The 15,731-nt window shown below is 47.8% G+C and carries 10 protein-coding genes and 1 pseudogene; 2 read left to right on the top strand and 9 right to left on the bottom strand.

The features are described from left to right. Positions 1 to 534: 534 nt before the first annotated feature. On the top strand, positions 535 to 1,539 hold the full coding sequence (locus tag E4N66_RS04230) for a slipin family protein (protein WP_253729075.1): 1,005 nt from the start codon (positions 535 to 537) through the stop codon (positions 1,537 to 1,539). Between the two features lie 10 nt (positions 1,540 to 1,549). Further along, a complete protein-coding gene (locus E4N66_RS04225; protein ID WP_253729074.1) occupies positions 1,550 to 4,006 on the top strand; it encodes an ATP-dependent helicase in 2,457 nt (818 codons plus the stop codon). Between the two features lie 60 nt (positions 4,007 to 4,066). Here the strand turns inward: E4N66_RS04225 and E4N66_RS04220 are convergent. The 9 genes and pseudogenes from E4N66_RS04220 to E4N66_RS04180 form a co-directional block, all read right to left on the bottom strand. Next, positions 4,067 to 4,480 (bottom strand): annotated as a pseudogene (locus E4N66_RS04220) (hypothetical protein); the annotation flags it as partial. Between the two features lie 70 nt (positions 4,481 to 4,550). Further along, a complete protein-coding gene (locus E4N66_RS04215; protein WP_253729073.1) occupies positions 4,551 to 5,435 on the bottom strand; it encodes a sugar ABC transporter permease in 885 nt (294 codons plus the stop codon). Next, positions 5,435 to 6,817 (bottom strand): carbohydrate ABC transporter permease, encoded by a 1,383-nt coding sequence (locus E4N66_RS04210; protein WP_253729072.1) that lies wholly within the window; start codon positions 6,815 to 6,817, stop codon positions 5,435 to 5,437. The genes E4N66_RS04215 and E4N66_RS04210 overlap by 1 nt, the downstream gene beginning before the upstream one ends. Before the next feature lie 54 nt (positions 6,818 to 6,871). Then, positions 6,872 to 7,066 (bottom strand): hypothetical protein, encoded by a 195-nt coding sequence (locus tag E4N66_RS04205; RefSeq protein WP_044015640.1) that lies wholly within the window; start codon positions 7,064 to 7,066, stop codon positions 6,872 to 6,874. Beyond that, positions 7,044 to 8,945: a glycoside hydrolase family 13 protein gene (locus E4N66_RS04200; RefSeq protein ID WP_253729071.1), complete on the bottom strand. Its 1,902-nt coding sequence runs from the start codon at positions 8,943 to 8,945 to the stop codon at positions 7,044 to 7,046. Before E4N66_RS04200 ends, E4N66_RS04205 begins: the two co-directional genes overlap by 23 nt. Before the next feature lie 125 nt (positions 8,946 to 9,070). Further along, positions 9,071 to 10,300, bottom strand: a complete 1,230-nt coding sequence (locus E4N66_RS04195) for a sugar ABC transporter substrate-binding protein (protein ID WP_253729070.1) — start codon at positions 10,298 to 10,300, stop codon at positions 9,071 to 9,073. Between the two features lie 155 nt (positions 10,301 to 10,455). Continuing rightward, on the bottom strand, positions 10,456 to 12,513 hold the full coding sequence (locus tag E4N66_RS04190; protein WP_253729069.1) for an alpha-amylase family glycosyl hydrolase: 2,058 nt from the start codon (positions 12,511 to 12,513) through the stop codon (positions 10,456 to 10,458). Positions 12,514 to 12,653: 140 nt separating this feature from the next. After that, positions 12,654 to 13,172, bottom strand: coding sequence for a bacteriohemerythrin (locus E4N66_RS04185; RefSeq protein ID WP_253729068.1), 519 nt, complete (start codon positions 13,170 to 13,172; stop codon positions 12,654 to 12,656). 337 nt (positions 13,173 to 13,509) lie between these two features. After that, positions 13,510 to 15,678 carry an IdeS/Mac family cysteine endopeptidase gene (locus E4N66_RS04180; protein ID WP_253729067.1) on the bottom strand — a complete coding sequence of 723 codons (2,169 nt, stop codon included), beginning with the start codon at positions 15,676 to 15,678 and terminating at the stop codon, positions 13,510 to 13,512. Positions 15,679 to 15,731 lie beyond the last annotated feature (53 nt).

Below are 15,731 nucleotides of genomic sequence, written 5' to 3'. Positions count from 1 at the left end.
CCGTGCCGTCCCGAGGACTTGTACGGGGTCAGGTAAGGAGCTTGCAGACGGCAACCGGCGGATAACTTAGCATTGCAGCAGATACCGGAATGTAGAGCGCAGCTGCCGAAACTCAGTACGCTACGGTTCTCTTTTTAGAAAGAGCGCCTAACCGTACCGAGCATAGAAGCATTGCAGCATTCCTAAAGCCGCGATCCGTTCTTCGACGGCAGGACAGGTCTTCCGTATTCTTTAATTATATTACGCGAAATTTTCAAGAAAATTTCGCGCCATTTATTTTAGGAGGGAGGGTAATTGTATCAGACGCATAGGTAAAAATCGCAGAATTATTGAGGTTGTGAGACCATTTGAACCGCGAAGTGGTTCAATTCTGGTTGAACAACCCCAATAATTCTGCGGGGTCATAAAAACAGCCTGATGCAATTACCCGTAGGAAGTATGTATATTAGGTTTGATCAAAAGGTATTGCTATTTAAGCACGGAAAGTTTATCAAAATCCTAAAGCCTGGATTTTTTTTGAATTGGAAAAGCTATATGCTTGAATATCATTCGGTTTTTGAAGAACTGCATACCGCAGGCGATCCGGCTGAACTGCTTGCCGACGAGGCATTCCGCAATCAAACGGAAACCGTTACGGTGAGTGCCGGTCATATTACGCTCTATTTTGAGGATGGACTTTTAAAAGATGTGTTGATACCGGGACAGCATATTTTTTGGAATAATAGCCGCGTTAAAACATTTCAGCAGATTGATTTGAACAATCCTGAAATCAGCGCGGATATTGACCGGAATATCCTCACTGCTGATGTGTTGAAACCCTACGTTATCAGCTATGGAGTTGAACCATACGAGAAGGGACTTCTCTACTTTGATAAACAATTCATCAAAATACTTGAACCGGGGAATTATTTTTTCTGGAAAAGTGTTCAGTCCATCAATGTGATAAAAGCCGATATGCGTGCGCGGCAACTTGAAATTTCGGGTCAGGAAATATTGACAAAGGATAAAGTCCTGCTCCGGCTGAATTTTATGTGCCGGTATAAAATAAACGATCCGGTTACTGCGCTGGTTTCAAATGCCGATTATGAAAATCAGCTGTACGTGTGCTTCCAGCTCGCCTTGCGCGAGTATGTCGGTACGCTCCTTTTTGATGAGCTGCTGCAGAAAAAACAGGAAATCAATGCCTTTGTCATGGAGACTCTAAAACCGTATCAAGCGCAATTCGGTATCGAAGTGCTTTCATGCGGACTGAAAGATACTATTTTACCGGGAGAGATTCGGGATATTGTCAATCAAGTGTTGATTGCCGAAAAGAAAGCGCAGGCGAATATCATCACCCGCCGCGAAGAAACCGCTTCTACGCGGAGCCTCCTCAATACCGCTAAATTGATGGAGGAAAATCCCTTGTTGCTAAAACTCAAGGAACTTGAGTATGTCGATAAGATGAGCGAAAAGATCAGCCAAATTTCCATTACCGGCGGCGGGCAGATTTTAGATCAACTTAAAGAATTGCTGACGGGAAATCTTAGCCAAAAGTAACATGAGAACGATGGAAGAAACGTGCGGATATTTATCGGTTTTAAATCCTGAACAACTTGAAGCCGTGTGTCATACCGGCTCGCCGCTTTTGATTTTGGCTGGTGCGGGTTCGGGGAAGACGCGGGTTATTACAACAAAAATTGCGTGGCTCATTGCAGAACAAGATGTGCGTCCTGAATCGATTTTGGCAGTTACCTTTACCAACAAGGCTGCTCGGGAAATGGCGGAACGGGCACAGGCACTGGATGAACGCGCAGCCAGGTCGAGTATCCGCACCTTTCACTCTTTCGGTGCGTGGATGCTGCGCCGGTATGCTGAATGGGCGGGGCTTTCTCCCAATTTTACGATTTACGATGATGATGATTCGGTAACGCTGTTGATGAAAGTGCTGCCTCAGCTAAATAAGCAGGAGGCGCAGCGCTTTATACGGAAAATCTCCCGCGCGAAAGATTATTGCCTGTTGCCTGATAACCCGCAGCTTACGATGATCGACCCCGCGCCTGAGTTCGCTGTAATCTACCGTGCGTATCAACAGCGGCTCCGTGAAACAGGGAATGCCGACTTCGGCGATTTGATTATGCTGCCGGTTCAGCTGCTGCAAGAACATACCGCTATTGCACAGCAGCTTCATCGACGCTTTAAAGTGATCCTCGTGGATGAGTATCAGGATTCAAACAGTGCTCAGTTTCAACTGCTGCGGGAATTAACCGGCGAAGATACGTATGTCTGTGTTGTCGGTGATGACGATCAGTCCATTTACCGGTTCCGCGGCGCGGAGGTGCAGAACATCCTGACCTTTGACCGTCAATTTCCGCACACAAAGATTATCCGGCTGGTGCGGAACTACCGCTCGTATGAACCGATTTTACGTGTTGCCGACTCGGTTGTGTCCCGCAATGAGGGACGGCTCGGTAAAACGCTGATTGCAGCGCGCGGAACCGGCGGACAAAAGCCCTGCCTTTATTACCTACCGTCTCAAGACGCGGAGGCAGAGCTGTGTGTGCAGCTCATTAAAAAAGCGGTGCGGGCGGGCGGCTCCTATTCGGATTGGGCAGTTTTGTACCGCACTAATGCACAGTCGCTCAACTTTGAAACAACTTTTCTGCACGAAAAAATTCCGCACAAAGTAGTCGGTACACTCAAGTTCTACGAACGCGAGGAAATTAAGGATGCGCTGGCTCTTTTGGCGCTCATCGCAAACGGGCGCGACGAAATTGCCTTCCGCCGTATGGTGAATAAACCCGCACGGGGAATCGGCGAAACAACGCAGAACAAACTGGTCGCGTATGCCCGCGCAGCATTTGCAAGCTTATCCGCGAATACAGGTGTGCTCGCAAACGCGGAAGAAGCGGCAGAGGTAGGTTCATCAGCATTCGGCAATTCACCGGAACAAGACAGCGGAAGCGCTCAGCAAGAGTTCACTCAACTGCAAGAACCCACTGCCCTACCCTTGCGACAACAAGCAGAAGCTATACCGCAACAAGGAGCCGACTATATTACTGTACTACTCGGCGCAGGAGCAAAGCTCCCGATACCCAAGAAAGCAGGTACCGCGCTGCAGGAGTTTTTAAACACATTGCATTCGCTCCGCAGCCTCCTTGCCGAATACGATTCCACAAATACCGCCGGCGCTGCGGCGTTTGATACGGCAGTGGACATCGATGCACAAGCCGACGACCTGCGGTCTGACGCCTCAACCGGCAGTACCATAGACACCGGCGCCTCTGAACAGGCAGTTACGCAAAAACACGGACAGCAAGGCGAGCGGCTTGCTGCCTTTGTACTGGCGGTTATCGAGCAAACAGGTTTAGGCGTTTTTCACCGGAATCAGGACGAAGTGATGGGCACTCAGAAAACAGCGAACTTGCAAGAACTTGCCAATACCGCCTCGCTGTACCCCTGCTCGGCTGCCGGGCTGACTTCCTTTTTGGAGCATATCGAGTTGGATCGCAGCCTTGCGGAAACCGATGCCGGAGCCGATGCCGTACAACTTATCACTATGCACAACACAAAAGGCCTTGAGTTCCGCAATGTGATTATCACCGGTCTTGAAAACGGTATTTTTCCGCGCAATGACGAAAGCGCCGAAGATATGGAAGAGGAACGGCGGCTGATGTATGTTGCCTGTACCCGTGCGCAGGATGCCCTATATATGACCAGCTGCGCGGCACGGCGGATGTACGGGAAGCTGTCGTATATGGAACCAAGCCGCTTTTTAGCGGAAATTGACAGCAGTCTTGTCGACGTAATAGGACAGTCCATCGCAAGCTTTGCCTCTCCCGCCGATGAAGAAGCCGCGTTGTGGAAATGCGGACAGCGCCTCTTTCACGACGACTACGGCTACGGGTATGTGGTACAGTCCCGGCAAAGCGGCGGCGAATTGGTGATTACCGTACAGTTCGAAAACGGCAGCCAAAAACGCTTTTTCCCTGTGTATCAGAGGGCTCAACTTTTTCGTGTCGACTAGTCTTTTGCAAATATACGGCGCATCTACTGCGTTGCTGCGCAAAAATAAATGCTCAACGTATCAGAAGCGGCATGGATGCCGCTGGTTCCACGAGGAAGCTAGTTCGTAATGCGAACTAGCAGCCCAAAACTGAACAAGGATGTTCAGTTTTGGGCGTGTCTCCGCTTTATTTTTGCTCGCGCCTTGTATCTGCACCGCACCGGAAGCCATTTCATTCATGCTGTCGGTTATGATACGAGTAAGATCATCGAGTTTATGCATTTCGCCCGTAACACTTTCTCCGCCTTTTAACATTTCTTCGGAGCCGGCCTGTACTTCTATCGTCACCGTGTTGATGCTCTTAATGGCAGTCAACACTTCCCTACTTCCATTCTCCTGTTCCCGCATTGCCTCAGTCAGGCGGTCGCTCATTTCTTTTACTTGCTCGGCAAGAGTGAAAATTACATTGAACTTTTCTTCTACCGTTTTAGATGAGGCGGGGGTAATTGGAAATATAATTACTCATCACCAATTACCCATTGCCAATTCTTTGACCTGCCCTTTTCTATTCCTTTACCGCTCCGGCGGCAAGGGACTTGAGCAAGAATTTCTGCCCTGCCATAAACAGCAGCGTAAACGGCACTGCAACGAGCAGCGCTCCGGCGGCAAACATCGTAAAGTTATCGTTTGCGCGGCCGTTAATCAACTCGAAAAGACCGAGCGCCAAGGTCTTTTTATCGTCGCTGCGCAAAATAAGGCGCGGGAAGATAAAGTCCATCCACGGCGCGGTAAAGCTGGTAAGCGCAAGGAACATAATCATCGGTTTTACCATCGGCAGTACGATTTTCGCGTACGTGGTAAATGAACCGGCGCCGTCGACATGGGCGGCTTCTTCAACGCTTTTCGGCACCGTATCAAAATAGCCTTTCATCAGCCATACGTTAAAAGGCACACTGCCCGCCGCATAAACCAAAAGGAGCCCCCAATGGGTATTTAAGCCGTTTATCTTCCATAGCAGCACATACGTTGCAACCATTCCGATAAAGCTTGGAAACATCTGCAGCACAATCATAGAAGCGAGCAGCGGCTTTCGCAGCGGGAACCTAAAACGGGAAAAGATATAGGCGGCGGTTACGCAGACAGCCAAGGTCAAAAGAACATTGAACACCGCAATCTTGAGGGTGTTGCCGTACCATTTAACGTAGTTGGTACCGCGCACATCGGTTGTGCCTTCGACGATTTTGTCCGCGGGTGTTAAAAGCCGTTTGAACTGATACACCGACGGTTCCTTGGGAATAGGAGAAATGCTTGTTGCCGCCAACGAATTGGTTTTGGTGAACGCTGCGCCGACCGTAAAGGCAACGGGATAGAGGACAAAGAGCACCGTCGAAATAAGGACGGTATACAGGATAATCAGCACCAGTATGGTACTCAGAGAATGCTTTTTCATTACAGTTCTCCTTCTTTAAACGCCTTGGTATGCGTAAAATTATAGACTGCGAACGGCACCAGCACGACAAACACGAGGATCGAAAGTACCGAGGCAAGGTTGTACAAAGTCGGCGTATCATACGTAAGTTTATAAATCCACGAAATCAACAGGTCGGTTGCACCCGCCTTTGTCTGAATACTGTCGTCAAGATTCGGACCGCCGGCAGTAAGGAAGAATACCGCACCGAAGTTGTTGATATTGGCGGCAAACTGCATAATGAGAATAGGCATCGTTTGGAACAGCACCAACGGAAGTGTGATGCGGAAGAATTGCTGCAATTTATTCGCACCGTCGATGGTTGCCGCCTCATAAATATCCGCAGGGATGGCCGTCATATTGCTGGTAATCAATATCATACTATATGGAAAACCGATCCAAATATTGACCAACAGCATCGTAATCTTTGCTATAAACGGGTCGGAAAGCCACTTAATCGGTTCACTCAAAAGACCGAACTGCATCAGCGAGCGGTTGATGGGGCCGAATGTTCCGTTTAAAAGGTTCGCCCAAATGAACAAACTCAGCATAACTGGAATGGCGTACGGCAGGATAAACACGGTTCGGAAGAATTTCGGCAGCTTGATGCGCTTGTCGACAAGGATAACTGCGAATATCATACCGGTAAAATAACAGGTTGTGGTTGCAAAGAACGCCCAGATAACCGTCCACAGAGCGACGCGCCCGAAGGCAGAGAACCAGCTGTTTGCCATCTTTGAATTAAACATCGTGATAAAGTTTTCAAAACCGACCCAGTCGACAAGGTTGTTCGGCGGAATGTGCTTGGGCGATGAGTAATTCGTAAAGGCAACCAGCGCCGAAAAGATGAGCGGCAAAACAGTGAAAAACAGCATCAACAGGATCGCAGGGCTTAGTCCGAGATACGGAAACGCCGATTCGACAAACTTCTTACGGGCTTCCTCAGCGGACGGATAGCGCTGCTTTTCCACGATATATGCTGCCGTTTTTTTCGCAGTGATCACGTTCGCAACATACACGCCGATAAACACGACGAGCAGCAATACGGTGATAAGACCGCCGATCATCATGAAGATGGAATGATCCTTCATCTTGATGGGGACATTCGGTTTTTCATCTCCGAGTGTGATAAGGCCGATCAGACTCCGCACGATGGGGCCTTTTCCATTGAACTGCATAACCGTCTGATCAAAAAAGATCAAAAATAAGACCGCCAATTCCATCAAAGCGAAAAAGGCGCCGCGCACGTATTGCTTTAAATAGAGGATCTGACCGAGCCCCATAAAGCACGTCGATGCGGTTGACGTCTTTTTGATAATTGATTTGTCGATAACGGCGGCGCCTTGTAAGGTCGTTGTAGCCATTAAAACTCCTCCTATAAAAACTTTTGCAGGATGTTTAAACATCCGAAAAAGTTTTTAGCCGTGCGCATGTCCTGCAACGAGGAGCTTTGCTCCGAAGTTCAGGACGGCGCACCCGTAAATAATCGAGTTTGCACCGCAAACTTTACCGCCACGGATGGCGGTGGTTATAACAGAAGCGATATTTTGGCATTGCCAAAATTCGCCATCAACCGATGTACACGGAAGTTCATCGGTTGATGAGGTGTTCAAAAAAGATAAAGCCGCCGGGCAGTACCGTTTTATCTCTGCAGCGCAGGGATACGAAAACTTGTGTTTTTTCGTCTATTATCTGCGCAATTGATACCGGAGCCGTACCGCAATTAAGAATGAGGTCTATGCTCCGCGTAATCGGCACTTCCGCGGTTTCAACGGTCTCCGTAGTTTCTGCAGGTTCTACCGTTTCGGCATACTTTTGCAAATGAATAATCCTATTCGGTTCGCTTTCGGCAAGCGGTACGTCATGCAGATATGAGTAACCGGAAGCGGTCATTGCCGGATGCGTATGGCGCAAAGCAATCAACTGCCGCATCATGCTCATCGGTTCGGCGTATTCACCTGCTTCGATAGCCTGCCACGGCATACAGCGGCGGCAATCGGGATCATTTCCGCCTGCAAGCAAAACCTCGCTGCCGTAATAGATACACGGCGAACCGGGCAGGCTCAACAGCAGGGCGTATTGCTGCCATACGGCGGACACATCGCCGCCGTTGCGGGTAAAAAGGCGCGGCGTATCATGGGAGTCCAGCAGATTAAACAGGCCTACGGTAACAGGTTCGGGATAGGCCGTAAAAACAGCGTTTATGTCCTGCTCCAAAGTCAGGGCAGGCAGCGTTTTATCGTAAAAGAATTTCCAAAAGCACAGCGCGAGCGGATAATTCATTACCGAATCCAACTCGCCGCCGCGCAGCCACGGCAAGGCACTGCGCCATATTTCACCGAGCAGGTAAAAGCCTTTTTTAAGACTGCGCATCCGCCGATAAAGCTGCCTGCAAAATGTGTGCGAAAGCTCATTCGCAACATCGAGCCGGAGCCCGTCAATATCATAACTGCGCACCCATGTTTCGCATACGTTCAGCAGATAATCGACGACGGCAGGATTATTGGTATTCAGCTTTGGCATCGTATCGACATACGCAAAAACGCTGTATCGTCCGCTTTTTCCGTTTGTACCGGACGGTCGGCTCGCGGCGGCTTCACATTCCGGTTCTGCAACGGTTTCAAACGGCCATTCTTGTACGATAAACCAATCGAAATACGGCGAGGCTTTTCCGTTGCGGACAACATCCTGCCACAGTGCAAAGTCCCAGCCGCAGTGGTTAAAGACGCCGTCCAGCATCACTTTTATACCGCGTGCATGGGCTTCTTTCACCAACATGCATAAGTCTTCCGCAGTACCGAATGCAGGATCGATATTCAGATAATCGGATGTGTCATACTTATGCACACTCGGCGAGGCATTAACCGGATTAAGATATAAACCGGTAATGTTCAAATCGGCAAGATAGCCGAGCTTTTCGGTAATACCTCGAAGCGTACCGCCATAGTGTTCATTGTTGGTAACGGCATCCTCGGCAGCAGGCCACGGCAAAGCATTCGGTTTCTGCGAGGCGGTATCCCTGCAAAACCGATCGGGAAAAATTTGATACCACACCGTGCGGGGTACCCAATCCGGTACACGGACGCATTCGGCGCCGTCCAACCACGGAAACTCAAAACCGGGAAAATTACCGGTTACCCGGCGCAGCGTAACAAGCTCATCTGCCGTGTAAAACCCGTTTTCCAGACAGTAGCGGACATCGCCTTCATCTTGACCGTGCAGTTCAAAGCAGTATTTACACCGTCCGTACGGAAGCGTAACCGTTACCTGCCACCATGTATGGTAGGGAAGATCTTTTTTGCGGGTGATTTCCTGCCGTTTGCCTTCCCATGCCCATCCGTCCGGTGTTACCGAACCGTCGAACGGATCTCCGTATACAATAAATACACGCCGTATGTCGCTGCCGGTTTTAATGCCGATCATGAGCTCATTTTCATTGAGGGGATAACAAAAATTATCCGTACTGCGATGTTCTATTGCCGAAAACTGCATACCAAGCACCTATATCTAAGGAAACTGTCCAAAAACTGTTTCGCAATTCGCTTTAGCGGATATAACGAATAATTTCCTTACAGAAAAAGTCGATAGGCTTTCAGTTTTTGGACAGCCCCAATACCCTATTGTATCGACTCCATTGTAGCCGCAGCAGCATTCAGTTTTTCCGTAACATTGCCGCCGTCCCAGATATTCGTAAAAGTTGCATTCATTGCAGACCAGTATTTGCCCATTTCGGGAATGGTGGGCATCGGTGTTGCGTATTGCGCCTGTGCTAAAATACCTTGGCTTAACGGATCGCTGATGGTGATATCGGAGCGGGGCGGAATTTGCTTGGTCATTTCATACCGTTTTTCCAATATCGGCTTTGAAGTAAGGAATTTTGCAAAGTCCTGCGCTTCCGCCGGATGATCGCTGTAGGCGCTGACAAAGGCCAAGCGGAGACCGGAGAATGATGCCGGGGGATTGGTCATGCCGGGGAATACCGGAATGGGTGCAATACCGTAGTTAAGGCCTGTTTTTGAAAAATCGGAGATCTTCCACGGGCCGGTAATAATCATCGCGGCTTTACCTTCCGTAAACGAGGAATTGCAGAAATCATCGGTAATGTCGCCTGATGGAACATCGAGCATTTTCTTGCGAAGACTCTGGAAATAGGTTAAGCCGGTAATAGCATTGGGGCTATTGACGTTGTGCTGTTTGGGATCATCGCCGTTCGGTCCGAAAAGCGGTGCGCCGAAGCCGCTCATAAAAATATAGTTAAAGTATGCGTTTCCGACACCCCAGACCAATGCATATTTATTTTGAGCTTTATCGTTCCACGTCTTTGCAAACGTTTCCACATCGTCCCATGTTTTAGGCGCTTCCGGCAACAAGTCTTTATTATAGAACAATGCGTAGGTTTCGATTGCGAGCGGATACCCGTAGTTTTTTCCCTCATACGCGGCGGATGTCAATGCAGCGGGGATAAAGTTGTCGAGGACGGACGCATCATCAAAGGGGAGAATATGACCGCCTGCAACAAGGGCGCCGATGTGGTCGTGCGGTGCAACAAAGATATCTGCGCCTACACCTGCGGGGCCGTCCATTTCAATCTTTGTGCGCGCATCGGTCGACTGAACCGGTTCATACACAAAGGATACGTTCGGATGCGTTTTTTTGTATTCTTCCGCAGCGAACAACATAAAATCTTTTTCGGGGCCTTCGGATTCCCATATTTTAACGGTAACCGTTTCACCCTTCATATCGCCGGCTTTATCGTCCTTTCTCTCGGAACCTCCGCCGCAGCTCGTAAGAGCAAGAAGAAGCATCAATGATACACAGGCAGAAAGCCTTATAATTGCTTTTTTCATATAACACCTCCAGTCTGTTATGAAAAAAATCTGCTAAACCTGTTCGGAAACTTCCGTTTCTGAACAGGTTACCTTGAAATGCGATGTTCTAAATCGTGCTATTTGTACAATTTAGAACTCGCCGACCTGTTCGACAACGAAGTTATCGAACAGGTCTATTCACTGCGAACAATAGCCGCAGTGTACGGATCTAGTATGATCCGGTTTTGCTCAAATCGTATACCGGACGGATGTGCAATGCCGTCCGGCGATGCCGCCGCTCCATCGACAAAAACCACAGGCTTTTGTAATGCGCCGCCAAGTGTAAAACAGTGTTCCGTTCCCGCGGCATTAAACAACAAAAACCACGTGCCGTCCGTCCAGTCAAGTGTGTACCCGAATGCCTGCCCGTACTGCTTCTCCGTTTCGGACAATGCTCCGGCATCACTCTTTACGGCACATCGGTTACCGCTGCAATCACCCGATGCAGCAACCGCTGCATCTTCTGCGGGCAAAAACGCGGCGACTTGTGCAATGCGTCCGGCATTTCCTATTCTAAACACGTCAAACCGTTTCCTCAACGCGATAAGCCCGCGCGTGTATGCGAGCAGCTCGGCGTAATCCTCATCGAGCGTCCACACAATGCGGTTAACGCTGTCCGAAGCGTCATAGCTGTTGCGGACAAAGGCGCCGGTACATTCTTCCGCCGCTCCGTGCACATTCGGCTTGGTACGCCCCCGCTCCTGTCCGGCGTGTAAGAATGCGATCCCTTGACAGGTAAGCGCCAGCGCGTTGCCGAGTTTGATGCGGGCAATCAGCTCCCGCTTTTGCGAGGGGATACGTTCATCAAGCCCGGCATTATGGGCAATGCAGTCGTGCAGCGTAAGCCCATCGTGGCAAACAAGGTACTGCACGTTATCACCCGGGCTGTCGGCGGTGTAATTGCACTGAGGTAAACCGATACAGTTGCAAAAGAGCTGCTGAAGATCGACGTTGCCGCCGGTTAAAAAGCCCTTGCTTTCCTCATTCATACCGCCTGCTTTTACCAAATCGCGGAATTCGTCGTTAAAGACGGCAACGCTGTCGGTTTCGGTCATGTACCGCTGATCCATACCGACGGTACCTTCGGCTCCGTTATACAGCTTCCAGCCTTCCCCGATGAACAGTACGGACGGATTAAGCTCCCTGCAGAGGTCGTACGCCTCCAGCACCGTCTCGGTATCGAGCAGTCCCATCAGATCAAACCGGAGACCGTCAACCTTATAGTTTTTCACCCAGTGTACAGCCGAATCGACAATAAGCTTTCGTACCATCAGCCGCTCCGAAGCAATATCGTTCCCGCAACACGAGCCGTTGGTATAGCTGCCGTCGGGATTTGTCCGAAAGTAATAGCCCGGAACAATCGTGTCGAAAAGATCGGTGCGCGCAACATGATTATACACCACGTCGAGCACTACACCGAGCCCTGCCCGATGGCACTCGTTAATCAGCTCCCGCAATTCGCGTACACGGCTTTCGGGATTTTCAGGCTCGCTTGCATACCAACCTTCGGGCGTAAAATAGTTGTGCGGATCGTAGCCCCAGTTATAGTTGTTGTTGTGCACGGTACCGGCATCTTCATACTGCTGATTTGTCTCGTCCGTGTAGTAAAAGTTCAGCACCGGCATCAGCTGAATATGCGTAATGCCCAGTTCGCGTAAGTAGGGGATTTTTTCGATAAAAGCTTTATATGTGCCGGGGATATTTTTAACGCCGGAGTCGGGGCTTGCAGTAAAATCGCGGACAGACACTTCATAAATAATCGCATCCTCCCGTTTTTGCAAGGTGATATACGGATATTCCCGCTCCAGTTTGAGCGTTTCTTTTTGCAGGTTGATAATAGCGCCTCGTCCGATACCGCCGCTGCCGGTACAAGCCGCCATCGAGAGGCTGTACGGATCGAGCACAGTATGCGTTCCCGTTTCGTTTGACAGCGTGTAATCGTAAAAGAACAGTTCCGGATCCCGTTCCGCAAAGATGCCGCACCACAGACCGGTTACATCGTCATACCGAAGCGGAACCGTAAAAGCAGGTTCTGAATCACCGGCGTTTTGATAGAGGTTTACCGACACATCGCGGGAATTCGGCGCCCATAAAGAAAAACGGCAGCTTTGAGCGGCGGCATCATACACGGCGCCGAGCTGCATATCGCGAGGCGGAATTGTCTGTTCAAACGTTCGGACGAATGATTTCATACATCTCCATCGCAAGTAAATCTAAGGAAAACTTCTAAAAACTGAAGCTTTTTAGAAGTTCCCTTTACTGTCTTATAATAGCATATAAACGTCGCATCGCCAATATATAAATATTTTTTTATTCGTACGAAGGATTTAATCTAAGGCTGCTGTCCGGCAGTTGAATCGGCTGTATGATTCTGTTGGCTGTATTCCTGCAACGTGTGATAAAAGGAGCGCATAGCCGGACAGTACTGCTTATCCTCGTAAGCAATATGCGACAGTATCCAATCCCTAAGGTAGTCGGCAAACTCAAAACCAATCGTTACGGTCATTTCGTCAAAGTCCATCAATACCCGAGTAATTGTTTGGACAAACTCCTTGTGCCGCTGTTTATGAGCTTCATAGCCAGAAAAGCCACACGCCTTCATCAATTTTTCTTCATCAATAAAGTGTGTTTGAGTATAATCTACTGCTTGCCGCAGTACGTTACCTACGGTCACCAGCCATTCGTCTTTACTCCGTTTTTGACGGTTCATCAGCGCTTCACGCAGCTCATTGCACATTGCCACCAGCTTACGGTGCTGACTGTCGATTCGCGGAATACCGAGTTCCAGTTTTTTATCCCATTGTACCCAAGCGGTGTTCAATTCTTCCGTATCTTTTGTTTCTGTTGCCATACTTTTTTCATCCCTTTATATACTAGACATGTTCGGAAACGAAAGCTTCCGAACAGGTTTACTGATACACTCATACTGAATCGTTCCCAAGAATGGTTACTCTTAGACGATTTTTGTATTAGTAATCGTTATTAGAATAAAACGATATGGCTATAATGTCAAATAGAAAGTTCTCTTACTTCATTTTTTTATGATACAATCCATCCCATAAAAAAGCGGGCACATTCATAACGAATGCACCCGCTTTCTCAAAAAACCTTTGCGTTGCGTTACCATGCAGCTGTAAAAAGCTCAAGTAAGTTTTTACAGCTGAGAGCTTATTTGTAAAAGCCGTCGGCTAGTGTTTACTCAGCCAATCCTGCCACTGATCTTCACCTTTATCCAGGGTGATTATTTCGCCGATACAGTGATTTTTGCTCAGGCTATTACTGCTATAATTAAAGAAATATGGATTATCCCGAAGCGGCTTATTTTGATCAGGTTCTGGCTCTGCATAAATATCTACTCCGCTTTGATACTGTATACCGTACGTGAACACTCTATTGGGTACCTCGTTATTATCAACGACGTATATAGCGATAATATTATCATCTTCATCAAAGGCAGCACCCCACAGCGTTATAGCGTGTTGGGTATTGTCCTGAGCCCCATATCTATTCAGCCCAACAGCTTTTTTAGCATTAAGTGCGGCTTTAAGCGTATTCTCAAACTCCTTTTTTGTACGAATAGTCACCCATTCGATAGGTGTGTTGCTTTGATTAAATACGTCTTTAAATAATGCCGGAGAGTAGCCTTTATTTCTTAGCAGTTCAAAGTCATCTAATCCGAAGAGATACCACTGCAGCCCTCTAGCAGGACTCCCTCCGGAATTCTTACACTTTTCCCGAAAGAGATTCGCTATGGAACTTTTTTGATCTTCATACTTGTCGGTAAGCTCGCGTTTGTAATAGGGTTTATACATATTTACAGCATCGCCTGTTATACCGTTCTTTTCTATGTACTTTTCTATATTGTCTTTATTTTGCTCAAACCACCAATGCAGCATATTGGCATCGGTTTTAGCCCAACATTGATTACCATCAGGACGAGGACCTTCATAACCACCGAAGAGCGCATACGTATGGGTAATTTTTCGCGTATTGAAAAATGGGGTAGTCATCGTTTCGTTCCATGTAAAAACATAGTCGCTATTATGATTTTCTACCGGATTTGAACCGACAATTTGTACCGGTTGCTTTTCAGTTCCGCCGGGTCCCGTTATTCCATGTACCCATTTTATCGTTACAACCGGGTGCTCATTCCTTTTTTGGATGATTTTTACTTGCAGCTCCTTACCTGCTGCTTTGACATACTTATTTGTATTATTATCTTTAAATTTGATATGAGCATTCCTGTACCACACGGTTTTATTTTTCTTAAGGTGCAAGTGTACCGTATCTGTGCTTGCATCTGTATTGTCTTTACGAACAGAGGTCACCCATTCTTTTCCGCCGCCAACAACTTCAGGGGTATACGCAAGCTTACCGTTGATCGTTTTTACCGTAAAGGAGACATCTCCTTCATCACTTTCACACGGGATAGACGAGTTTTCTATGTTAATTGAGGGACCGGCAGGTTTTCGCTTCATCTTAAAGTGAACAGCCACACTAACAAAAGGATTATCATCGGCGGTTATAGTTACCGTTGCATCCCCTTCTCCGTCAGCTTTTACATCTCTGTTTCCGTCACCGCATAGCCATGCTACCGAGGTCTTGGAGGATTTGAAGGTAAGATTTTTATTCTCAGCTTCTTCAGGCAATACCTTTATATCAAACTTATATATTTCGTTGAGAAACATCTCAATCGGTTCTGTGGGAAGCGGCGGATTGAACTCAATAGAAGTAACACGGACTATAGCTTTCGTAACGGTTAGCGTCACTTTTTTTGATACAGCCGGATTATCCGCTGCTATTATGGTAACAATCGTACGGCCCTCCTGTTTTGCCGTAATCTCCCCTTTGTCATTTACAAATGCAACTGTTTCATCATCTGAACTATAGATAAGATTTTTATTCGTTGCGTTTTCGGGCACAACATACGCGCCGATTTGACGGGTAGCTCCATTCTCTACAGAAATAGCAGTTTCACCGGAGCGAAGAGCAATACCCGTAACAGGGATGTGTGTTGTAGTAACGGTTACGGTAATTTCTTTAGAAACACCGTTTGAAGCTTTAATCGTAATTTTTGTATCGCCTGTTTTATGAGCAGTAACTACCCCCTTATCATCTACAGATGCGATACTGTCATCAGCTGAACTGTAGATAAGGTTTTTATCCGTTGCATTATCATATATTACCTTTGCATGGATTTGACAGGTTTTGTTAACGCTTAGTCGGAGAGGATTTTCAGGCAATGCAGGTTCGAATACTATATCGGCAGTAGGACGGAACGGGGCATAGTTGTTGTTACAACCTATAATGAGCAAAACAGTCAAGATAGAAAAAAAGACTGGTAAAAATTTCTTCAAAAGTAGACTCCATAATAAAAAATGCGGGATTCACTGATGCAACGCATCAAGGA

The sequence above is a fragment of the Treponema sp. OMZ 857 genome (genome assembly GCF_024181085.1).
GTDB lineage: Bacteria > Spirochaetota > Spirochaetia > Treponematales > Treponemataceae > Treponema.
Note: the sequence above shows the minus strand (reverse complement) of the source record. Positions and strands in the feature narration are given on the sequence as shown.